This window comes from Stutzerimonas tarimensis, from assembly GCF_042648805.1.
Taxonomy (GTDB): Bacteria; Pseudomonadota; Gammaproteobacteria; order Pseudomonadales; family Pseudomonadaceae; genus Azomonas; species Azomonas tarimensis.
Genome location: NZ_JBHRXZ010000022.1, coordinates 952305 through 975351 on the forward strand (window position 1 = coordinate 952305; position 23047 = coordinate 975351).

Sequence of the window (23047 nt, forward strand, 5' to 3'; positions counted from 1 at the left end):
TGGATCGACAGGAGTATTCAGGGCGTCCGATTTCGGCTAAAACAGGCAGAGGTGTTTTTTAATAACAGCCCACAGGGCGCCTCGGAGAAGCACATGGAACAACAACAAGAACTCCATAACCGCATCGCCGCGCGCCTGCTCGACCACATCGAGCAGCGCAGCACCGATCAGGCGGACGATGTCATGCGGGTCCCGAGCGCAAGCTACACCGACCCGGCCCGCTGGGAGCGGGAGATGGAAGTGATCTTCAAGCGCCTGCCGATCCTCACCGCCATGAGCGGCGAGATTCCCCAGAGCGGGTCTTACAAGACCCTGGAGCTGCTCGGCACCCCGATTCTGCTCACGCGCCTGCGCGATGGCAGTGTCCGGGCGATGCTCAATGCCTGCGGTCATCGCGGGATGAAGCTGGCGGACGGGCAGGGCAAGTGCGAGAAGTTCGCTTGTCCCTATCACGCCTGGCTCTATTCCAATGACGGTGAGCTGGTGCGCATCGCTGCCGAGGACACCTACGGAAAAGTGGAAAAGGCGGCCTTCAAGCTCAAGCAGCTGCCGGTCTACGAGCGCGCAGGGATGATCTTCGTGGTACTCAAGCCTGGCCTGGAAGTGGAATTCGAAGGCTTTTTCGCCGGCATGCTGGAGGACATCGAAGGCCTCGGCCTGAAGGATTGGTATTACTGCGGCAGCCGCGAGATCCACGGCGCCAACTGGAAGGTCGCTTACGATGGTTATCTGGAGGGCTACCACTTCGCTGCCGCCCATCCCGATACCATCCACCAGCGCACCTTCTCCAACCTGGCGGCGTACCACTTCTACGGGCCGCATCAGTTGATCGGCTTTGCGCAAAAGACCATGCAGGAAAAGCTCGGCGGGCTGCCAAAGGATCAGTTGCACCAGTACGAGAACAACGGCTACGACTTCGTCCGCACCCTGTTTCCCAACGTCTCGATCTTCGTTGCGCCGGAAATCACCCAGGTCGCGCAATTGATCCCCGGCCCGACACCCGGCGAGAACCGCACCGTCCTGCACTTCCTGCACCCGCGCGCGCCAGAGAATGACGAACAGCGCCAGGCCAATGAGCAGATGATGGACTGGTTGCGCAACGTGGTGCAGAAAGAAGACTACGACCTCGGCCTCAAGGTGCAGGAGGGGTTGGAATCCGGTGCTTTCGAGTTCGTCACCTTCGGCCGCAACGAGCCGGGCAACCAGGACTTCCATCGCACCCTCGACCGCTACCTGGCCGAGGCGGCGGACGAGAGCACTGACGATGAAGCGGCCATTCGCGAGCTCCTGCTCGGCTGCGCCGCGGCTATGGATCGTCGCGACAACCAGGCGCTGGGCCGCTATTTCGCCGAGGACGCCAGTGCCGACTATGGCGAGCTCGGCACCTTCCAGGGGCTGGCTGCGATCACCGAGGTCATCGACGCGGCGCTGGGCCAGTGCGCCGGCAGCCAGCACCTGATGAGCAACCTGCAAATCGCGATCACCGGCGATTCGGCCAGCAGCCGCTGCTATCTGCAAGGGCTGCACCTGGGCAAGGGCGAATACGCGGGGCGCAGCATGACCCTCTGGGGCGAGTATCAGGATCGGCTGCGCAAGGGGCCGGATGGCTGGCGCATCGTCCAGCGCGAGCTGGTGGCCTTGCACACCGAGGGTGATATTGGCCTGGGGGCAAAATAGCTGTCTCCCGGTAGTGTGCGCATTGCCAAGCGACGTTCGTTTCAGCCTCTATGAAGGGCAAGGACGAGGCCATGAAGCAATCAGCTCTCAGTGGCCCGGGCAGGCAGTCAAGGGCATCCAAAATTAAAAACAGTTTGACTTGTTTTAATGCGGGGGTTAGCTTGAATCCCATGCTCCGGTCAGGGCCATAAGGCCTCCTCGCGTCCGGGCCAGTTGTCCGTGATACCTGATAAATCCAATAAAAAGGTCAAGGCACAATGAACGCAATGTCTCCCAATGCCGTCCTCGAACAGGTCGAGGCCAGGCAAGCCCTGCAGCAGCTCAACGCCCGTTTTTCGCGCGCCATGGACCGTATGGATCGCTGCCTGATGGTCTCGCTGTGGTGTGACGACGGCGAGATCGACTGGGGCTCCCACAAGGGCTCCGCCAAGCCTTTCGTCATTGCCGCAACCACCGCCGACGAGGCGCTGGAGCGCAGCTTTCATTCGGTTTCCAACGAATACTTCGAAGTCGACGGCACCCATGCCATAGGTGAGGTCTCGGTGATCATCGTCAGTACCCTGGTGGAAGAGGGCGCCAAGATCGACCGCCTCATCGGCGGACGCTATCTGGATCGCTATCGCCAGGAAGATGGCCACTGGAAGATCGCCAAGCGCACCTTCGTCCACGACTGGAACATGAACCTGCCTTCCAGCGCCAACTACGAGGAGGGCATGTTCGCGCTGTTCCTCAAGGGCAAGCGCGACAAGACCGACCCGTCCTACCAGTTGCTGGGGGCGTGATCATGGAGCTATCCCAACGCATCCAGCGGGTGGCCGACCACCAGGCCATCCTCGAGCAGATGGCGCGCTACATCCAGGCCGTCGATCGCCTCGATCTGGCGTTGCTCAAATACACCTTTCATCCCGACGGGGTGGTGAGGTTCGGCATCTTCGACGGCAACGCCCACGAATTCTGCGATTTCGACATCCCCTTCATTCGCGACAACCTGACCATGGGCGCGCATCGCTTCAGCACCGCGACCATCGAATTCCACAGCGATACCCGAGCCGTGGCCGAGTCCTACATGCTCGGCAATGCCGCCGCGCCGACGCCTGACGGGGTGATGCTCAACTTCCCCGACAACATGCGCTACGAAGATGTCTGGGAGAAGCGCGACGGGGTCTGGCGCATGTCGTCCCGTGACCTCGTCATGGACTGGAACGCCTTCTGGCCCTACAGCCAGCGTGAAGACGGCCCCTTCGCCGAGATGCGCCGCAGCCGCCGGGATACCCAGGATCCAGCCTATGCATTGCGGGCCGGCACGCTCTAGCCCGACTATTTCTCGCCAAAACAAGAACGCCCGCGCCAGGCGGCGCGGTGAGAGAGGAGCACAATCATGAGCCTGCTGTCGTTGGTCGAACGCACCAAAGAAGCCCTGGTCGACGAGGATTTCCTGCGCGGGGATCCGATCACCGGAGATCGTTACTACTCGAAGGAATTCATGCAGAAGGAGTGGGATCACCTGTGGACCCGCACCTGGCATGTCGGCGGCACCGTCGCGCAACTGCCCGAGCCCGGCTGTGTGATCACCGCCGAGGTCGGGCACGAGTCGATCATCATGGTGCGTGGTGATGACAACAGCATTCGCGCCTTCTACAACGTCTGTCAGCACCGCGGCAATCGCATGGTCCAGTGCGAGGAGACCAAGGTCAAACGCCTGGTCTGCAACTATCACAGCTGGTGCTACGGTCTGAACGGCCAGCTATTGATCGCCAAGGATTCCGAGGATTTCCCCCAGGGCAACCCGGTCGGCAAGGCCAACCTCAAGGCGTTGCGCTGTGAAACCTTCGGCGGGCTGGTGTGGTTCAACATGGACCCGAAGGCGAAGACCCTGCGCGATTCGCTGGGCATCGTCGCCGACCAGCTCGAACCCTACGAGATGGACAAGATGGTGCGGGTGATGCACCTCACGGGCGAGGTGGATTGCAACTGGAAAGTCATCCAGGACAACTTCAACGAGGCCTACCATGTGCAGAGCCTGCACAAGGAGCTGGCCACCTTCATCGACGACCATTACCAGAACACCGCCTTCGAGATCTTCCGCAACGGGCACAGCCGCATGCTGATGAAGGGCGCGCTGCCGGCTTCCAACAACAAGTCGAAGAAAGTGCAGGCGCCGCTGGATGACATGCTGCGCCATTGGGACCTGAACCCCGACGATTTCGAAGGCCGCGCCGGCGAGGTCCGCGAAGCGCTGCAGAAGCAGAAGCGCCAGCTGGGCGAGTCGCGTGGCTACAGCCAGTACGCCAATCTCAGCGATGACCAGTTGACCGACTATTACCACTACACCCTGTTCCCGAACATGTCCTTCACCATGGCGGCAGAGTCCTACCAGATCCTGCGGCCCATGCCGCACCCGACCGACCCGGAGAAGTGCCTGTTCGACCACTGGTACTTCGTTCGGCCTGCCCATGGCGAAACCATGGCGGCGACCCCGCTGGGTCAGTGGCCGATGGAAGCCGCCCAGCACGACGTGTTCAAGCACGGCGAGAAGTCCCTCGGCTTCGTGGCCGACCAGGATCTCAGCGTCGCAGTCGCGCAGCAGAAGGGACTGCATTCACGCGGCTACACCGACTCCTACCTGGCCAATCAGGAGTCTCGCGTGCGTCGCTATCACGAAGTGATCAACGACTACATCGCCGGTCGCATCTGATCGGCGAGGCGACGGCGGGCGTGCCGTCGCCTCGTGCCCGCAATTGCCCGTCACGGCAGGCATGCTTGGGCTGACCCTTGAGGCCGGGCTGCGGGGCGTTGCGCCTGCCGAAAGAATCTTCGACCAAACAACCACAACAATACGAAGAGGAAAGGTCATGGGACGTGTTGAAAACAAGGTCGCAGTTGTCACCGGCGCTGCATCCGGATTGGGAGCCGCCGATGCGCGACTGCTGGCCGAGCAGGGCGCCAGGGTGGTGCTCACCGATGTCAATGAGGAGATGGGCCGGGAGGTTGCCTCGGGCATCCCAGGGGCGATGTTCCTCAAGCATGACGTGCGTGACGAGCAGCGCTGGAAGGAGGTCATCGCCGAAACCCTGGCCCATCACGGCCGGCTCGACGTACTGGTCAACAATGCCGGACTGGTGAAGTTCGCCAACGTCGAGCAGATCGATCTGGAGGAGTTCCGCTTTCTCAACGCGGTGATGTCCGAAGGCACACTGCTGGGTTGCAAACACGCCATTCCGGCGATGCGGATGAGCGGAGGCGGTTCGATCATCAACGTCTCTTCCATCGGAGCGATCAAGGGCATCGCCGAGATCGTCGCCTACGCCGCGGCCAAGGGCGGCATCCTGTCCATGACTCGCAGCATCGCCGTGCATTGCCAGACCCAGGGCTACAACATCCGCTGCAACGCCATCCTCCCCGGCGCCCACGAGACGCCCATGACTGCCCAGGCGCTGCAGCAGGTGGCCAGTGACAGCAACGGCATGGACCAGATCCAGGCCCTCGGGCAGGGCAAACCGGTCGATGTGGCCAACCTGGTGCTGTTCCTCGCCTCCGACGAGTCGCGCAACATCAACGGGGCGCAGATGGTGATCGATAACTGCGAGACGATTCGCTAGAGGAAAAGCCGCTGAAGGCTCAAGGCTGAGCGAGGGCGCCTTGTTCCGCTTTTTCCGTCCAGCCTCCAGCGCTCCTGTCGGCTTTCAGAAGGATTTCCCATGCCCCAGAACTTCCACCACGTCGCCATTTCCACCCCCGATCTCGAGCGGGCGCTGGGTTTCTACCGGGATCTGCTGGGTCTCGAAGTGCTCAGCGACGCGCGCTGGCCGGCCGGCAGCGAGCGGATCAATCAGGTGCTCGGGCTGCCGGATACGGCGGCCCGGACGGTGATGCTGCAGGGCGGCAACCTGTGCATCGAGCTGTTCCAGTTCGACCTGCCGGCCCAGCCGGCGCCAGCATCCGACCTGAGGCCGGTGCATCACTACGGGATCACCCATTTCTGCCTGGACGTGAAGGGTATCGACGAGGTCTATGCGCGGCTCCTGGCCGCCGGTATCCGCTTTCATGCGCCGCCGCAGGACTTCGGCGAAGTCAGGGCGACCTATGCCCGAGACCCCGACGGCAATGTGTTCGAACTGCAGGAAATCCTCTGCGCGACCCAACCGCAGGGACAAACCATGACCGACATTGCTGCATTGCAGGCGCAGGTCCAGCGCCTGAGCGATCTCGAAGAGATCGGCCCGCCCAGGTACCGGTACGCTTACCTGGCCAATATCGTCAACGGAGTACCGGGCGATCCCGAGGCGTTTTCCGCGCGCTTCACCAGTGATGGCACCCTGGACTTCGGCCTGGCTATCGCTTGAAACTCGCACGGCAACAGGCTAGCTTTATAAAAAACGATCAAGTTCGTTTTGTTTTGGTGGCGGCCGTGGCCCTCATAACTATAAGAAACAGGTCCCATTCGATGAAAAAAGATACTAGAGGCGACGTGCTTCTCTCCCGCCGCGAGGTCATGATCGGCGCGGGGCTGGCAGCGGGTGCCGTTTCAACGCTGGGCATCGCCGGTCGTGCCCTGGCAGCCGAGGACAGGGCCGGCCAGCCACAGCACTGGGACATGGAAACCGATGTGCTCTGTGTCGGCTCGGGCGCCGCGGCCTGTGCGGCGGCGGTGACTGCGGTGGCGAAGAAGGCCGAGGTCATCGTCGTCGAGAAGATGCCCATGGCCGGCGGTACCACCGGCAAGTCGGGCGGAGTCACCTGGATCCCGAACAACAAGTACATGCTGGCGCTGGGCATCGAAGATACCCGCGAGGATGCCCTGCGCTACATGGCCCGCTACGCTTATCCGAATCTCTACTACGCCGAAGGCGAGACCCTGGGTCTGCCAAGGCCGCTCTTCGAGCTCATGGAAGCCTTCTATGACAACGGTTCGAAGATGGTCGAGTGGTTCGAAGAACTCGATGCCGTGACGTTCCGCCAGTTCCGCATGTGGGACGTGGACACCCCGCCGCCTGACTATGGCGATCACCTGCCGGAAAACAAGGCGTTCAATGCGCGGGCCCTGGAACCGGCCGTGGGCGCCAGCTCCGCCGGCGGCGGTGGCAGCCTGGCCTACCAGATGGAAACCTGGCTGGAGAAGCACGGCGTGCCGATCCTGCTCGAACACCGTGCCATCGGCATCATCCGCGAGGGTGGCCGGGTGGTGGGGCTCAAGGTGCGCAACAACGAGAAGACTCTCAACATCCGGGCGCGCAAGGCGGTGATCTTCGGCAGTGGCGGCTATGCGCACAATGTCGAGCTGATCCAGCTGCATCAGCCAGGACTCTACGGCTCCTGCGCCGCGGCCAGCTCCACCGGCGATTTCATCCCCATGGCCCAGGAGGCCGGCGCCAGGATGGGCGATCTGAGTACCGCCTGGCGAACCCCGGTGGTGCTGGAGCAGGCGCTGGGCAACCGGGCCGTGCCCCACGGTGTGTTCTTCGCTCCGGGCGACTCGATGATTAACGTCAACAAGCATGGCGTGCGGGTAATGAACGAGAAGCGCAACTACAACGACCGGACTCAGGCGCATTTTGTCTTCGACCCGGTGAATGCCGAGTACCCCAACCGCTTCATGTTCATGGTGTTCGACGAGCGCAGTCTGGACCGCTACGCCGGTGCGCTGCCGTTCCCGGCCGACAAGCGCGACCGTGCCTGGCTGATCGAGGGCAAGGCCCCGCAGGATCTGGCCGCCAACATCGCCAGCCGGCTCGACAGCCTGGCCGCCAGCATCGGGGTGTTCCGTCTGGGCGAGGGCTTCGCCAGCAATCTGGAGACTACCATCGAGCGCTACAACGGTTTTGCCGAGACCGGCCGCGACGAGGATTTCCAGCGCGGGTACCACGAATACGACAAGGTCTGGCACAAGCTTTTCTCCCCGGTGAGCAAGAACGCCCAGTTCCCGGACAACGACAAGCCCAACCCCACCATGTATCCGATCGACCGCAACGGGCCTCTGTATGCCGTGATCCTGGCGCCCGGCGCGCTGGACACCAGCGGGGGCCCGGCGATCAACGCCAATGCCCAGGTGCTCGCGCCTTCCGGTGAGCCCATTCCGGGCCTGTATGGCGCCGGCAACTGCATCGCCAGTCCGTCCGGCCCGGCCTACCTGGGTGCCGGCGGCACCATCGGCCTGGCGCTCACCTTTGGTTATCTGGCGGCGCTGCATGCCACGGAGCAGGCGCGATGAGCCGGCGATCACTGTGGGCGGCGCCGCTGGCGCTGCTGCTGGCCGGGCCCCCGGGAGCCGCGGCGGCCGGCGGCGAGGTGAGCTTTTCCAGAGCGGTCGTCCCGGTGTTGCGTACCCAGTGCGCGGGCTGCCACATGACCGGCGATGAACCGGGCGGCATGAAACTGTACCCGTCCGCTGCCTACGCCAGCCTGGTCGGCGTGCCTTCGGCGGACAGCCCGTTGTTGCGGGTCGCCCCCGGCGAGCCGGAGCAGAGCTACCTGATGCACAAGCTGGAAGGCACCCACCTGGACGTGGGCGGGCAGGGCGCACAGATGCCCTTCGCCCAGCTCCCCCTGGCGGAGGAAACCCGCGCCGTCATTCGCCAATGGATCGAGGCGGGCGCACCGGACAATTGAGCGAACGACAGGCCATGCGGCCGGATGCAACGGATTACAACAACAAAAGGGGTAGACCCATGAGCAAGCAACTGGCCGTCAAGGCCCTGATGATCTGCGCTGCCGGCGCCTCCGGAACCGCCCTGGCAGCGCTCGCACCGGATGAGCTCGCCCGTCTCGGCGGCGAGCTGACCCCCTGGGGCGCGATCAGCGCCGGTAACGAGGAAGGCACCATCCCGCCCTACACCGGCGGTATCGAGCCGCCTGCGAACTACGACCCGAACACCCCGACCAAGCGCCCCGATCCCTTTGCCGACGAGACGCCTCGGCTGGTCATCACCGCACAGAACATGGCCGAGCATGAAGACAAGCTGAGCGCGGGCGTCAAGGAGATGCTGCGGCGCTACCCCACCTTCCGGCTCAACGTCTACCCCAGCCACCGGACCGCCAATTACCCCGACTACGTAGTCGACAACACCATGAAGAATGCGCAGACCTGCGAGCTGGCGGAGAGCCGTCTGCAACTGGCAGGAACCTGCTACGGCGGTGTGCCTTTCCCGATCCCCAAGAACGGCTCGGAGGTGATGTGGAACCGCGCCCTGAAGTACGACCAGTACGCCTACCACTCGCCGGCGCAGACCTCCACCCTGGTGGACGCCAATGGCCGGCGCATCGAGACCGGCGCATTCGAGTACTGGCAGACCTTCCCGCCTTACGACCCGGCGCGCACCGAACCCATCGGCCGGGAGGAAATGCTCGAATATGGCCGGGTGGACTGGACCGGGCCGGCACGCAAGGCCGGCGAGAAGCTGGTGATCCACGACTCGGTTGACATGCAGAACGTCGGCCGGCGCTCCTGGACTTACCTGCCGGGCCAGCGGCGGGTGAAGCTCTCCCCGGACGTGGCCTACGACACTCCGAGCCCGGCCGGCGGCGGCGTCGGTACCGTGGACGACACCCAGGTGTTCTATGGCGCCCAGGATCGCTACGACTACGAGCTGGTCGGGCGCCAGGAAATGTTCATTCCCTACAACACCTTCAAGCTGCACGACCAACAGCAGTGCGGCGCCGACAAAGTGTTTACCCCGAACCACCTCAACCCCGACTGCGTGCGTTGGGAGCTGCATCGCGTCTGGGTCGTGGAGGCCACCCTGAAGAGCGGCAAGCGGCACGTCTACCCGCGCCGGACCTTCTACTGGAACGAGGATATCTACGCGGTGGGCATGGCCGACAATTACGACGACGCCGGCAACATCTACCGGGTGACCAACACTCACTACTACCCCTTCTACGAAACCACCGGACACAACACCCACGAATTCGTGGTGCATGACCTGTCCAACGGCGCCTACGTCCGCCAGGCCTACACCCCGGCGAACCGCGGCATGATGGTGGTCACCCCACCGGCCGAGGCGAAACCCGCGAGCTTCTACCAGCCTCACGCGCTGAGCGGGGCCGGCGTGCGCTAAGCACAAAGAGGCGGGCCAGGGATGATGGTGATCACGCGGCCGTCCCGGGCCCGACCGCTGCGTTACTACCAGCCCAGTGCGCTGAGCGGCAGCGGCGTGCGCTCGCGGCGTTCGCTGCATACTTCAGCCCGGCGGCACGTGCACTGCCGCCGGGATCAAGAGAACAACAACAATCATCGCAGGATGTATTCATGAAGCTCGAGAACCGCCAGTGGTACCTCCATAGCCGCCCCGAAGGCGTGCCCAACGAGGACGACATCCGCGCCCGCAGCGTGCCGCTGTGCCGACCTGGTCCCGGACAGGTGCTGATGCAGAATCTCTTTCTGTCCATGGACCCGGGGGCACGCTTCTGGATGAGTGACCGGCCGGGTTACATGGAGCCCATCGCCATCGGCGAGACCATCCGCGGCTCGACCCTTGGACGTATCGTCGAAAGCAACCACCCGAAATTCAAGGTGGGCGATTATGCGGTAGGCATCGCCTGCAACGGCTGGGAAGACTACAGCCTGATCGACCCCGAGCTGAACGAGGTGGTGCGCGCTGACCTGGGCTTCCCGGTGAACTGGCACCTGAGCATCTTCAGCGCCGTCGGGCTCACGCCGTACTTCGGCCTGTTGGAAATCGGCAAGCCGAAGCCGGGCGATACGCTGCTGGTGAGTGCCGCCGCCGGAGCGGTAGGCTCGCTGGCCGGGCAGATCGGACGGATCAAGGGCTGCCGCACCGTGGGCATCGCCGGCAGCGACGAGAAATGCCGCTGGATCGTCGACGAGCTGGGCTATGACGCGGCGATCAACTACAAGACCTGCGGCGACATGCAGCAGGCCATCGCCGAGGCCTGCCCGGACGGCGTCGACATCTATTTCGACAATGTCGCCGGCTCGATCCTCGACGCCGCACTGCTGAACATGAACAACTTCGGCCGCATCGTGTTCTGCGGCGCCATCTCCCAGTACAACACCGATGACGCCGTGCCCGGCCCCTACAACTACTGGCAGATTCTCGCCCGCAGCCTGACTGTGCGCGGCTACATCGCGCTGGAGTTCCGCGACCGCTTCCCCCAGGCCGTCGAGGAGATGCGCGGCTGGATCGACTCCGGCGAGCTGACCTTCGCCGAGGACATCGCCGAAGGCTTCGAGAGCACCGTGGCCACTTTTGCCCGCCTGTTCGACGGCAGCAACAAGGGCAAGCTGATGGTGAAGATCCGCGACGGGGACGAGCCCGCGCCGACGCTCGAAAATATCCAGGCCGCCGCCGAATAGAGGACGCCCCATGAACGACTCCGAACTGCAGGCCCTGCGCGCCGAGGTCGCCGACCTGGCGGCACGCCGGGACATCGAGAAAGCCATCCGCAGCTACATGCGTGCCCAGGACCGGCTTCTGCCGGTGCTGCACCTGAGCGCCTTCCATGACGACGCCTGGGTCGACTGCGGGCTATACGCCGGATCGGCGGCAGGCTTCGTCGACTTCGCCCAGGGCTTTCTCGCCGACTGCGATGCCAGCCAGCACCTGGTCGGCCAGGTGGATATCCAGCTCGACGGCAACCGCGCCACCGGCGAGGTGTACTTCATCGCGCAGCATCGCATCCGCCAGGAGGGCGCGCCCTACGACCTGATCGTCGCCGGACGCTACCACGACGAATACGAGAACCGCGGCGATGGCTGGAAGATCGCCCGGCGCAAGGAAATCGTCGACTGGGCGCGCACCGACCCGGCGGCGGACAGCTTTCTCGCCGAGCAGCCGGCACTGCACCTGGCCGCCCGTGGCGAGCATGGCTGAGCAACCACTCCAGACAACGACAATGACAGGGAGCCCGAGATGAACGAAGCCCTCAATCTCAAGCCCGGCGAGGCCCGCTGCCCCGGCGCCAGCACCGCCGAGATCATCGCCTCCGACAACGACCGCGCGCCGGCGCACCTGACCCAGCCGAGCTATGAATTTCTTGGCGACGCCGACATCCCCTACAGCCGCTATACCTCGCGCGAGTTTGCCGCGCTGGAGGGGGAAAAGCTCTGGCTCAAGGTGTGGCAATGGGCTTGCCGCGAAGAGGACATTCCCGAGCCGGGCGACTATTACGTCTACGAGATCGCCGAAAAATCCGTGCTGGTGGTGCGCACCTCCGACGGTGCGATAAAGGCCTATCCCAACGCCTGCCTGCACCGCGGCACCCAGCTCAAGCCGGCCGGCTCCTGCGGACGATCCAAGCAACTGCGCTGCCCCTTCCATGGCTTCACCTGGTCGCTGGAAGGCGAGCTGACCGACGTGCCCTGTCGCTGGGATTTTCCGCACATCGGTGAAGGCAACTTCCGCCTGCCGGAGCTGAAGGTGGACACCTGGGGCGGTTTCGTCTTCATCAACTTCGACGAGGACGCCGCGCCGCTGGCCGAGCACCTGGACATCATCCCCGAGCATTTCGCCGGCTGGGACCTGTCGCAGAAGTTCGTCGCCCTGCACGTGCGCAAGATGCTTCCAGCGAACTGGAAGGCCTGTCTCGAAGCCTTCCTGGAATCTTTCCATGTGCTGGAGACCCATCCCCAGGGGGTACTCACCGTGGGTGATGCCAACACCCAGTACGACATCTACGGCGACACCGTCTCGCGCTTCGTGCATCTGGTGGGCTTTCCCAGCCCGCACCTGACCGAGCAGTACAGCCAGCAGCAACTGCTCGATGCGCTGATGGCCGAAGGCGTGGTGGAAGGCACTGGCGGCTCGACCTTGCAGGTGCCGGAAGGCTCGACCGCACGGGAAGTCTTTGCCCGCCACATGCAACAGGTGCTGGGCCAGGCCTACGGCAAGGACCTGTCGCAGGTTTCCATCAGCGAGACCATCGACGCCATCGAATACCACCTGTTTCCCAATACCTGCTTCTTTCCTTCGCTGCTGTTTCCCATGGTCTATCGCTTCCGCCCCAACGGCAGCGACCCGGACTCGGCGATCTTCGATCTCTTGTACATGCAACCGCTGCCCGATTCGGGTGAGCGGCCGGACCCGGCCGAGCCGGTGGAACTGGACTTCGAGCAGTCCTTCCGCGAGGTGCCGGGGCTGGACCCGGGTCTGGCGACCATCTACGACCAGGACACCGGCAACCTCATCGCCCAGCAACGCGGTTTCAAGGCCAGTACCAAGCCCGGCGAAACCCTCGGCAACTACCAGGAGGTGCGCATCCGCCAGCTGCACCAGACCCTGGACAAGTACCTGAACGCGAACTGAGGAGGGCACGACATGCAACGAGTCAAGGATCGCGTGGCGCTGGTCACCGGCGCCGCTTCCGGCATCGGCGCCGGCATCGCCCGGCTGTTCGTCGAAGAGGGCGCCAAGGTGCTGCTCACCGACATCAATGCCACCGCCGGTGAGGCGCTGGCCGACGAGTTGGGCCCGAACGCCGCCTTCGCCCCGCTGGACGTGGGCAGGCCGGAGGACTGGGAAGCGGCCATCGGCACCCTGGAAAGCCTCTGGGGGCCGCTGGACATCATGGTGCACTCGGCGGGCATTTCCTTTCCGTCGGATATCGAGACCGCGACCCTGGAGGACTGGGATAAACACCACTGGGTCCACGCCCGTGGCGCCTTTCTCGGCTGCAAGTACGCGGTTCAGAGCATGAAGAAAAAGGGCGCCGGGTCCATCGTCAACATCTCCTCGGTGGAGAGCATCCGTCCGGGGCCGCTGTTCACTTGCTACGGCGCGGCCAAGGCGGCGCAGGACGCGGTGACCAAGACCGTGGCCCTGCACTGCGGCGAGAAGGGCTACAACATCCGCGTCAACTCGGTGCACCCGGCCGCGACCCGCACGCCGAACCTGCAGCAGTACCTCGACGCCTCGGACGACCCGGCGGCGCTGGAAACCATCTACGCCGGCATGCAGCCGCTCAACCGCATCGCCGAAGTGGAGGAAATGGCCAAGGCCGTGCTGTTTCTCGCCAGCGACGACGCCAGCTTCATGACCGGCCACCAGATGTACGTGGACGGCGGCGTGCTGGCCAAACCCTACCCGGCAGGCGAGGGCGCCTGAATGCCGCTGTGCAGCATTCGCCGGGCCCGTCCCGCCGCCTTTCGTAGGAGCGAGCTTGCTTGCGAATTGCCGGGCCCTGTTCGCGAGCAAGCTCGCTCCTACAGGGTGTGTGGCGCCAGCCGTGGGTGGGCGTCGGCCTGCGGCAGCGGCACCACGCTCAGCACCGGCACCGGCCACGAACCCGGCTCTGCTTCGCCGCCCGGCAACACCCGCACGCCCCGCTTTTGTAGGAGCGAGCTTGCTCGCGAAGTGCCGGGCTCCGTTCGCGGGCAAGCTCGCTCCTACAGGGTGTGTGGCATCAGCTGCGGGTGGCTGGCTACCTGCGGCAGCGGCGCAGGCGGTAACCGGAAGAAATTGAGCCAATCCACCAGGCAGGAAGTCTTGCAATGAACCCCGATCCACTCCAGCGACAACTCGCCAGCCTCCAGGCCAAGCAGGACCTGCACGAGCTGCTGGCCAATTACTGCACCGGCGTCGACCGCCGTGACCGGGCCCTGCTCGAGTCGCTCTGGTGGCCTGAGGCGACCATGGATTTCGGCCTGTTCCGTGGCCCGGCCGCGCAGTTCTGCGAACTCATCACCGCCGACAACCCTGCGGTGGAGATGACCTATCACTTCACCAGCAACGAGCTGTTCGAGATCAACGGCGATCAGGCCACCGGCCGTGCCTACGTAATCGGCATGAGCGCCCTGCGCGGCGAAGGTGAGGGTACCCAGCACGTCGCCGCCGGCCGCTACCTCGACCACTACGAGCGTCGCGACGGCGTGTGGAAGTTCAGCAAGCGCCTGTTCGTGCTCGACCTCAATTTCAACGGGGCCAGCACGGCGGTCTGGGACAGCGGCATCGGCGCTGTGGTGACCCGCGGCCAGCCGGATGGCGACGACATTCATTACCGCTTTTAGCTGAGCAGGAGTAGCCCATGAGCCAGTTTCATCACGTCCTCAACGTTGACCAACTGCCCGCCGGCAAGACCAGGGCGGTCACCCTCGAAGGCCTGAGCATCCTCGTCTGCAACAGTGGCGGCGAGTTCTTCGCGGTGGAAAACCGTTGTACCCACCAGGGCGCCGAACTCGAAGGCGGACGCCTGCGCAACAACATGATCGCCTGCCCCGAACACGGCGTGCTGTTCGACGTACGCAGCGGCTGCGGCAAGGGCCCGCTTGGCCGCGTCCCCCTGCGCACCTTCGCCTTGCAGGTAGTGGATGGGCGCATCGAAGTATCACTGGAGCCGGCACTGGAGGCCTCGCCCGGCTGAGTGCCTGCCGTCCTCAGCGCCCTGGCCATACGAATAACTACAAAGACGGGAATAGCCGATGAACAGCCGAACCCCCATGCCCCTGATCCCCGGCGATTACGCCGGCCTGCGACCCGGCGAGGCGCGCTGTCCCGGACCCGGCGTGCAGGACATCATCGCCTCCGACGCACTGCCGGCCCCGGACGTGCTGCGCCAGACGCGCTACGAGTTTCTCGGCGAGCAGGACATTCCCTACGCTCGCTACACCTCGCCGGAAATCTTCAATGCCGAGATGGAGCAGATGTGGAGCAGGGTCTGGCAGTGGGCCTGCCGGCTGGAGCACATCCCCGAGATCGGCGACTACTACGTCTACGAGCTGGGCACGCGCTCGTTTCTCATCGTCAATACGCCCAGTGGCATCAAGGGCTATTACAACGCCTGCCTTCACCGCGGCACCAGGCTGCGCTCGGAAGCGGGCATGGGTAGCGCTCGCGAGCTGCGCTGCCCGTACCACGGCTGGACCTGGACGCTGGAGGGCGAAATCGCCCGGGTGCCCTGCGCCTGGGATTTCCCGCACGTAAAGCCCGAGGACTACCGCCTGCCCGAGGTACGTGTCGAGCTCTGGGGCGGATTCGTGTTCATCAACATGGACGAGGACGCGCCGCCACTCAGCGATTACATGGACGTGCTGCCGGAGCACTTTCGCAACTGGGGCCTGGGCCGGCGCTTCACTGAACTGCACATGGCCAAGGAGCTGGCGTGCAACTGGAAGACCGCACTGGAGGCCTTTCTCGAGTCCTATCATGTGGTCGAGACCCACCCGCAGCTGCTGCAGGGCACCGGTGACGCCAACGTGCAGTACGACCTCTATGGCGACCACGTGACGCGCTTCTATGCCGCCAGCGGGGTCAGCAGCCCGCACCTGGAAGAGCCGCTCGGCGAGCAGGAACTGGTGGACGCCATGCTGGTGGGCGACCGCTCGGTGCTCACCGATGAACTCACCGTGCAGCCCGGCGAGACGGCCCGCATCGTCATGGCGCGCTTTCTGCGCAAGAGCCTCGGCGAGCGTTACCGGGTCGACCTGAGCGAGGTCTCCGATGCGGAAATGATCGACACCATCGAGTACCACCTGTTTCCCAACATGGTGCTGTTCCCCGGGGTGTCGCTGCCGATGGTCTACCGCTTCCGTCCGCTGGGCGACCGGGTGGACCGCTGCCTGTTCGAGATTCTCTTCCTGCGCCCGCTGGCCGAGGGCGAACCGCGACCCGATGCGCCGGAAATGCATCTGGTCTCCGAGGAAGAATCCTATGCCGTGGTGCCGGGCATGGACCCCTACCTGGCCAATGTCTACGACCAGGACACCGCCAACCTGCGCGCCCAGCAGCAGGGCTTCCACGCCTCGAAGAAACCCGGCGAGACCCTGGGCAACTACCAGGAGGCGCGCATCCGCCATTTCCACCGCACCCTCGGCCGCTACCTTGGCAAGGAGACCTGAATGGACAGCCTCAAGGTCATCAGCTTTCTTACCCGCCGGCCGGATCTGGATCCGGCCGGGTTCAGCGACTACTGGCGCACCACCCACAAGGCCCACGCCATGACGCTGGTGGAGGCGGGGTTCATCCAGGGCTATATCCAGAACCACCCGGTTGGCGAGCAACTGGATGGTCTGGTGCCGGTCGGGGACGGTTCGCCGGAACTCTGGATCGAATCGGCCGACATGCTCCAGCGTCTGGTGCAGAGCCGCGAATACCGCGAAGGCGCCGGCCCGGACGAGGCCAATTTCAGCGTGCCGCCGGTGCTCGCCTGCGTCGCCCGGGAAGCGGTGATCGGCGACGGCAAGCCGCCTACCGGAGCGATCAAGCTGATGCTGGTGGCCGAGCGCCACCCGCGGGTGGCGCCGGAAGATTTTCGTCGCCGCTGGCTCGAAGGCGAATCCTGGCCGTTGCTCGGCGGTAGGCCGCTGCGCCTGACCCGCCATGCCGCACTGGATGACCAGGCAGCCTTTCACGGCGCTGAATTCAGCTGGTGGCCAGATCTGGAAAGCCTTCGCCATGCCTGGCAGACCCGCAACTCGGCGGCGGCGGGCGAACTGATCGCACCCGGTTCCCTGCGAGGCCTGGTAGCGCAGGAAGAGTGGGTGGTCAGGCCCGAGCAGGTCATCGACGGGGAGCCGGCATGAGTCCCCTGGGCCCGGCGGGCAATGAGGGAGGCGGGCAGGCGATGACCGAGCTGATCGCGGGATTTTTACAAAAAAGCTGAGCGTCCCTCTTGAACACGACAGAGCAGAAGACTAGGGTAAATAAAAACCTTCCTGTCGGTTTTTAAGTTGCTCGGCACGGCAAGGCTTCGCTTCTACAAGAACAACAAACGAGGCGTCACTATGCTACGCATCCCTGTTTCAGCCAGCCGTGCCCATGGACCTGCTGTTACCGAAGGGCCTCTTCCAGGTGGCCCGCTCATCTCTCGGCCTTCCATTTCCACGCGAATCCGCTTCGACGGGTCTGCGCTTTTTGTGTGCGCATAACAACAAGAGAACTTCGCAATGTCCGAGCCCCAGAAGAACCGTCGATTGATCCTCGAACGCCGCCCCCAGGGCATCGCCACCCATCAGGACGTGGTGTTGCGCGAGGGCGTTGTCGGCACTCCCGGTGATGGCCAGATCCTCATCCGCAACCACTTCTTTTCGATCGACCCGGCTATCCGCGACTGGATGTCGGAGCGACCCAGCTACCTGCCGTCGATCCGAATAGGCGATCCGGTGCGCAGCACGGTCATCGGCGAGGTGCTGGAGAGCCGACATCCGAACTTCACTCCCGGCCAGCTGGCGGTGGGCATCGGTGGCTGGGAAGAGTACTCGGTGGCTGACGGCGGTTACTTCTTCCCGGTGGAATTGCAGCCCGGCGACGAGGAGCAGCAGTACCTCAGCATCTATGGCGCGGTGGGCCTGACCCCCTATTTCGGCCTGCTGGAGGTCGGCAAGCCGAAGGAAGGGGAGACCGTCCTGATCAGCGCCGCCGCCGGTGCGGTGGGCTCGCTGGCGGGGCAGATCGCCAGGATCAAGGGCTGCCGTGCCGTGGGTATCGCCGGCAGCGACGAGAAATGCCGCTGGATCGTCGAGGAGCTGGGGTTCGACGCGGCGATCAACTACCGCACCGAGGCGGACATGGTGACCGCCATCGGCCGCGCCTGCCCGCAGGGGGTGGATGTGTATTTCGACAATGTCGGCGGCGAGATCCTCGACGCCACGCTGCTCAACCTGAACAAGGATGCGCGCATCGTCTTCTGCGGCGCGATCAGCAGTTACAACAGCACCGAGCCGGTGCCGGGCCCCTACAACTTCTGGCAGATCCTGGCGCGCAGCGCCACGGTCGAGGGCTATCTGGTTTCCGACTACCTGGACCAGTTTCCCGGGGGCATCGCGCAGATGCGCCAGTGGGTCAGCGAGGGTCGCCTGCAGTATCGCGAGCAGATCGTGGACGGTCTGGAAAACACCCTGGATGCCTTCAACCTGCTGTTCGATGGGCGCAACGAAGGCAAGCTCATGGTCAGGCTCCCGCGCTAGAGCACGGCGAGTCGCAACACACACGGCGTACCGTGATTACAACAACAAGAGTGGAGTCAGTCGAATGAAACGATTCATGCGCAGCGTCATCGCCGTCGCCATATCCGGGGGATGCGTGCTCTCGGCCCAGGCCGCGGCGACCCAGGAAGAGATCAGCCAGGTCGGCACCAAGTACACCCCGTGGGGCGCCGAGATGCAGGGCAATGCCGACGGGTCTATTCCACCCTACACCGGGCCGATCACGCCGCCAGCCAGTTACGATCCGAGGAACCCGGGCTACCGGCCCGACCCCTTCGCCGACGAGAAGCCGCTGTTCTCCGTCACCGCGGCCAACATGGACCAGTATGCCGACCAGCTGAGCGAAGGCATGAAGGAGATGCTACGCAAGTATCCATCCTTTCGCATGGACATCTACCCGACCCACCGCACGGCGGCATACCCCGACTATTTCCTGGAAAACGCTCGCAAGAACCTCACCGCCTGCAAGACGGTGAACGACGAGCTGGGCCTGTCCGGCTGCTACGGCGGCACCCCGTTCCCGTTCCCCAAGACAGGCAACGAGGTGATGTGGAACCGCCTGCTCAAGTTCGACCAGTTCGCCTTCGAGACGCCGCTGTTCACCGGGGTCGTGGTGGACTCCAGCGGGCGCCGCAACGTCACCGGTGTGGCCAGCATGCAGATCCAGTACCCCATCTTCGATCCGAAGAAGACCGACCCGATCGCCGATGATGCGGTGTACGAGATGATCCGCAACGACTTCACCGACCCGGCGCGCAAGAACGGCGAGAAGATCGTGGTACGTGACTCCATCGATATGGTGAACATCGGCCGCCGCGCCTGGCAGTACCTGCCGGGCCAGCGCCGGGTGAAACTCGCGCCGGACATCGCCTACGACACCCCCAGCCCCACCGGCGCGGGCGTGGCCGTGGTGGACGAACTGGCGGTGTTCTATGGCGCGCTGGACCGCTACAACTTCGAGCTCAAGGGCAAGAAGGAAATGTTCATCCCCTACAACACCTACAAGCTGCATGACCGCAACGTCTGCCCCGACCAGGTCGCCGAAACCCCCAACCACCTCAACCCCGATTGCATGCGCTGGGAAAAGCACCGCGTCTGGGTAGTCGAGGCCACTCTGAAGGAAGGCAAGCGCCATGTGTATCCGCGGCGGATGATCTTCCTCGACGAGGACCTGTGGGGTACCGGCATCAGTGATAACTACGACGCCACCGGCAAGGTCTACCGGGTCACCCACAGCCTGCCGATCACCTTCTACGAAGCCACCGGCCACGCCACCGACGAAACCGTCACCTACGACCTGGCCACCGGTGCCTATCACCGCTCGCAGAACCCCACCATGGGCAGCGGCTGGGTGATCACAGAGGGTCGTCCGGACAGCTTCTTCAGTCCCCAGTCCATGGCCGGCGGTGGCATTCGCTGAGCCATGAGGGAGGCGCCTTGCGCGCCTCCCTAGGCCTCTCCCGACAAGCAGAACCAAGAGGTTTTCATGCGCGTAAAAGACAAGGTCGTGCTGATCACCGGTGCCGCCTCCGGGCTCGGCCTGGCCGATGCCGAGCTGCTGGCCGCCGAAGGCGCTCGAGTCGTCATCACCGATGTCAACGAAGAGGCCGGGCAGGCGGCGGCCGCCAGGCTGGATGGCCTGTTCCTGCGTCAGGATGTCAGCCGCGAGGAGGACTGGCAGCGGGTGATGCGCGCCATCACCGAGCACTACGGGGGGCTGGACGTGCTGGTCAACAACGCCGGCATCGTCGAGGTCGCCGACATCGAGTCGACCTCGCTCGAGCTCTACCAGCGAATGAACCGCGTACTCAATGATGGCACCTTCCTCGGCTGCCGCTACGCCATCCAGGCGATGCGCGAGCGCGGCGGCTCGATCATCAACATCTCCTCGCTGTCGGCCATTCGCGGCTACCCGCTGGTGCCGTCCTACGCCGCGGCCAAGGGCGCGGTGCTGGCGCTGACCCACACCATCGCCGTGCACTGCCGGAGCAAGGGCTACCCGATCCGTTGCAATGCAGTGTTGCCGGGCCCCATCGCCACGCCGCTGGCGCTCACGGTGATCGAAGACGCCAGCGGCATGGGCCAGCCGGAGGACGTGGCGCAGATGGTGCTGTATCTCGCCTCTGACGAGTCCCGCTTCGTTTCCGGTGCGCAGTTCGTCATAGACAACGCCAATTCGATGGTAGGAGGTGCGTCGTGAGCACAAGACTAGGGGGCAAGGTGGCGGTGGTGCTGGGTGCTGCCGGACGCGACAACATGGGCCAGGTGATCGCCCGGCGCTTCGTCGAGGAAGGCGCCACGGTCATCGTCGCCGGGCGCCACGCCGAGGAATTGCAGCGTCTGGCCGGTGAGCTCGGCGGCCACGCGACGACCTGCGACATCACCGACCGCGACCAGGTGTTCGCCCTGTTCGACTTCGCCCGGGAGAAGGGCGGCAGGGTCGACATCGCGGTGAACGCCACCGGATGGGGATTGCTCAAGCCCTTCCTGGAAACTGGCCGCGACGAGCTGGAAAGGATGAGCGCGCTGCAGTTCATCGGCCCGTTCTTTTTCTTCCAGGCGGCGGTACAGGCCATGCAGCAGGGCGGTTCGATCATCCAGATAAGCTCGGCCACCGCTACCATCCAGTTTCATGACCATGCCGCCTACATGGGCACCAAGGCCGGCACCGATCACGTTGTCCGCTGCGTGGCGGACGAGTTCGGCGAGCGTGGCATCCGCGCCAACTCCCTCTCTCCCGGCGTCACCGATACTCCGATGACCGCCGCCGCCAAGGAGGTGCCGGGGCTGTTCGATGCTTTCGTCGCCGGCTACCCGCTGGGGCGGATCGGTACCAGCGAGGACGTCGCTGCGGCGGCGGTCTGGCTGGCCAGCGACGAGTGCTTCATGACCGGGCAGAACCTGCAGGTCAACGGCGGGTTGACGCTGCGTCGCAACCCGAGCAAGAAGGAAATCGAGGCCTCGGTGGCCAGGGCGACAGGAGCACAACAATGAGCCTCAAGGAAAAGATCTCCGGTCTCGGCGACATCATGCAGTTGGCTTTCGTGCCGAAGGATTTCGATGCGGCGGTCAGGTACTGGACCGAGACCATGGGCGTCGGGCCCTTCTTCGAGCTGCAGCACATCCAGACCGAGCGCACCTGCTATCGCGGCGAACCGGTGGAGCTGGACTTCTCGGTAGCCATCGCCTACTGGGGCGATATGCAGATCGAGCTGATCCGCCAGCACAACGATGCGCCGTCGATCTACAGGACCTGGCTCGACGCCGGCCGCGAGGGCCTGCACCATGTCTGCCTGAAGGTGGACATGCAGAAGGCCCGGGCGCTCTGCCGCGAGGCCGGCGCAGAGGTGATGCAGGAGGTGTGGCTGCCGGGCGGCGGCGAGGCGATCTACGTCGAGGCCGGCGGCGGGCTGATCGAGATGATCGACTTCCACGAAGAGCACTACGCCTTCTTCGACGTGATGAAACAGGAAGCGGCGAAATGGGATGGCTCCGAACCGATTCGCGTTGTCGGCTGAACATCCGCCCGGGCCCTCGCCCGGGCGGCCAGTACATCAGGAGGATCGCCCCCGTGCTGCAGATAACCGTACACCATGATTTTGAAGCGCCCGCCACGGCGATCTGGGAGCTGCTCGCCGACTTTGCCGACATCCAGCGCTGGTGGCCCACCGACGAAGCCTCAGTGCAGATCGATCGCGTCGAGTTGGAGGGGGAGGGCATCGGCCTGACCCGTCACATCTACAACAAGGGCTTTCCGGCGCCGGTCAGCGAACGGCTGGACGCCCAGGACCCGGCCAGTCTCAGCTATCAGCTTTCCATCGTCGGCGAACGACCGGCCGGCCTGACCGGCTACCAGGCCACCGGCCGCATCGAGCCAATGGGCGACGATAGCTGTCGCCTGCACTACCGTGGCGAATTCACTGTCCAGCCTGGCCGGGCGCAGGAAGCCGAAGCCTTCCTGCGCGGCGCCTATGCGCTGATGTTCAAGGGACTGGAACAGACCGTGGTACGTGAGCACGCCAATTAGCCTTTCGGCGCTCCTACAAAAGCGGGGTGTGATTTCACCCAACGGTCAGGACATCCACCACCCCTGTAGGAGCGAGCTTGCTCGCGAAGGGTCGGCGAGGCACCAGAAGCTTTGCGCAGCCTCACAGGCCGCTTTCGCGAGCAAGCTCGCTCCTACAAAAAGCGGGTCGGAGTTTGACCCAACGGCCAAGGTATCCACAGCCCCCGTAGGAGCGGGTCGGAGTTTGACGCAACGGCCAAGACACCCACAGCCCCCGTAGGAGCGAGCTTGCTCGCGAAGGGTTGGCGCGGCACCAGAAGCTTTGCGCAGCCTCACAGGCCGCTTTCGCGAGCGAGCTCGCTCCTACCAAAGCGGGTCGGGGTTTGACGCAACGGCCAAGGCATCCACCGCCCCCGTAGGAGCGAGCTTGCTCGCGAAGGGTTGGCGCGGCACCAGAAGCTTTGCGCAGCCTCACAGGCCGCTTTCGCGAG

General features: G+C 64.3%; 23 protein-coding genes. All 23 read left to right on the forward strand.

The window, feature by feature from the left end:
- Positions 1-93: 93 nt before the first annotated feature.
- The 23 genes from ACFOMF_RS13510 (at position 94) to ACFOMF_RS13620 (ending at position 22577) form a co-directional block, all read left to right on the forward strand.
- The gene (locus tag ACFOMF_RS13510) at positions 94-1677 is read left to right on the forward strand and encodes an SRPBCC family protein (protein ID WP_386365667.1); all 1584 of its coding nucleotides are present in this window, start codon (positions 94-96) and stop codon (positions 1675-1677) included.
- Between the two features lie 257 nt (positions 1678-1934).
- Entirely contained in the window at positions 1935-2459 is a 525-nt protein-coding gene (locus tag ACFOMF_RS13515; protein ID WP_386365669.1) for a nuclear transport factor 2 family protein, read from the forward strand.
- A gap of 2 nt (positions 2460-2461) precedes the next feature.
- Positions 2462-2989 (forward strand): nuclear transport factor 2 family protein, encoded by a 528-nt coding sequence (locus ACFOMF_RS13520; protein ID WP_386365671.1) that lies wholly within the window; start codon positions 2462-2464, stop codon positions 2987-2989.
- Between the two features lie 66 nt (positions 2990-3055).
- The gene (locus tag ACFOMF_RS13525) at positions 3056-4372 is read left to right on the forward strand and encodes an aromatic ring-hydroxylating oxygenase subunit alpha (protein WP_386365673.1); all 1317 of its coding nucleotides are present in this window, start codon (positions 3056-3058) and stop codon (positions 4370-4372) included.
- 157 nt (positions 4373-4529) lie between these two features.
- Positions 4530-5276: an SDR family oxidoreductase gene (locus tag ACFOMF_RS13530; RefSeq protein WP_386365675.1), complete on the forward strand. Its 747-nt coding sequence runs from the start codon at positions 4530-4532 to the stop codon at positions 5274-5276.
- 99 nt (positions 5277-5375) lie between these two features.
- Positions 5376-6020 carry a VOC family protein gene (locus tag ACFOMF_RS13535; protein WP_386365677.1) on the forward strand — a complete coding sequence of 215 codons (645 nt, stop codon included), beginning with the start codon at positions 5376-5378 and terminating at the stop codon, positions 6018-6020.
- A gap of 101 nt (positions 6021-6121) precedes the next feature.
- Positions 6122-7885, forward strand: coding sequence for an FAD-dependent oxidoreductase (locus ACFOMF_RS13540; protein ID WP_386365679.1), 1764 nt, complete (start codon positions 6122-6124; stop codon positions 7883-7885).
- Positions 7882-8283 carry a hypothetical protein gene (locus tag ACFOMF_RS13545; RefSeq protein ID WP_386365681.1) on the forward strand — a complete coding sequence of 134 codons (402 nt, stop codon included), beginning with the start codon at positions 7882-7884 and terminating at the stop codon, positions 8281-8283. The genes ACFOMF_RS13540 and ACFOMF_RS13545 overlap by 4 nt, the downstream gene beginning before the upstream one ends.
- 59 nt (positions 8284-8342) lie before the next feature.
- On the forward strand, positions 8343-9731 hold the full coding sequence (locus tag ACFOMF_RS13550; protein WP_386365683.1) for a DUF1329 domain-containing protein: 1389 nt from the start codon (positions 8343-8345) through the stop codon (positions 9729-9731).
- 191 nt (positions 9732-9922) lie between these two features.
- A complete protein-coding gene (locus tag ACFOMF_RS13555; protein ID WP_386365685.1) occupies positions 9923-10990 on the forward strand; it encodes an NADP-dependent oxidoreductase in 1068 nt (355 codons plus the stop codon).
- A 10-nt stretch (positions 10991-11000) separates the two neighbouring features.
- On the forward strand, positions 11001-11507 hold the full coding sequence (locus ACFOMF_RS13560) for a nuclear transport factor 2 family protein (RefSeq protein ID WP_386365687.1): 507 nt from the start codon (positions 11001-11003) through the stop codon (positions 11505-11507).
- A gap of 39 nt (positions 11508-11546) precedes the next feature.
- Positions 11547-12938, forward strand: coding sequence for an aromatic ring-hydroxylating oxygenase subunit alpha (locus tag ACFOMF_RS13565; protein ID WP_386365689.1), 1392 nt, complete (start codon positions 11547-11549; stop codon positions 12936-12938).
- A gap of 12 nt (positions 12939-12950) precedes the next feature.
- The gene (locus ACFOMF_RS13570) at positions 12951-13736 is read left to right on the forward strand and encodes an SDR family oxidoreductase (RefSeq protein ID WP_386365692.1); all 786 of its coding nucleotides are present in this window, start codon (positions 12951-12953) and stop codon (positions 13734-13736) included.
- Between the two features lie 386 nt (positions 13737-14122).
- Positions 14123-14638 (forward strand): nuclear transport factor 2 family protein, encoded by a 516-nt coding sequence (locus tag ACFOMF_RS13575; protein WP_386365694.1) that lies wholly within the window; start codon positions 14123-14125, stop codon positions 14636-14638.
- A gap of 17 nt (positions 14639-14655) precedes the next feature.
- Positions 14656-14991, forward strand: a complete 336-nt coding sequence (locus tag ACFOMF_RS13580) for a Rieske (2Fe-2S) protein (protein WP_386365696.1) — start codon at positions 14656-14658, stop codon at positions 14989-14991.
- A 58-nt stretch (positions 14992-15049) separates the two neighbouring features.
- Positions 15050-16465, forward strand: a complete 1416-nt coding sequence (locus tag ACFOMF_RS13585) for an aromatic ring-hydroxylating oxygenase subunit alpha (protein WP_386365698.1) — start codon at positions 15050-15052, stop codon at positions 16463-16465.
- Complete coding sequence (locus ACFOMF_RS13590; RefSeq protein WP_386365700.1) at positions 16466-17149, forward strand: EthD domain-containing protein; 684 nt, start codon at positions 16466-16468, stop codon at positions 17147-17149.
- 363 nt (positions 17150-17512) lie between these two features.
- Positions 17513-18532 carry an NADP-dependent oxidoreductase gene (locus tag ACFOMF_RS13595; RefSeq protein ID WP_386365702.1) on the forward strand — a complete coding sequence of 340 codons (1020 nt, stop codon included), beginning with the start codon at positions 17513-17515 and terminating at the stop codon, positions 18530-18532.
- Between the two features lie 64 nt (positions 18533-18596).
- On the forward strand, positions 18597-19970 hold the full coding sequence (locus ACFOMF_RS13600) for a DUF1329 domain-containing protein (RefSeq protein ID WP_386365704.1): 1374 nt from the start codon (positions 18597-18599) through the stop codon (positions 19968-19970).
- 66 nt (positions 19971-20036) lie between these two features.
- Positions 20037-20750, forward strand: a complete 714-nt coding sequence (locus ACFOMF_RS13605) for an SDR family oxidoreductase (protein ID WP_386365706.1) — start codon at positions 20037-20039, stop codon at positions 20748-20750.
- On the forward strand, positions 20747-21544 hold the full coding sequence (locus tag ACFOMF_RS13610) for an SDR family oxidoreductase (RefSeq protein ID WP_386365708.1): 798 nt from the start codon (positions 20747-20749) through the stop codon (positions 21542-21544). The genes ACFOMF_RS13605 and ACFOMF_RS13610 overlap by 4 nt, the downstream gene beginning before the upstream one ends.
- Positions 21541-22068 carry a VOC family protein gene (locus tag ACFOMF_RS13615; RefSeq protein ID WP_386365710.1) on the forward strand — a complete coding sequence of 176 codons (528 nt, stop codon included), beginning with the start codon at positions 21541-21543 and terminating at the stop codon, positions 22066-22068. The genes ACFOMF_RS13610 and ACFOMF_RS13615 overlap by 4 nt, the downstream gene beginning before the upstream one ends.
- 53 nt (positions 22069-22121) lie before the next feature.
- Complete coding sequence (locus tag ACFOMF_RS13620; RefSeq protein ID WP_386365712.1) at positions 22122-22577, forward strand: SRPBCC family protein; 456 nt, start codon at positions 22122-22124, stop codon at positions 22575-22577.
- Positions 22578-23047: the final 470 nt, after the last annotated feature.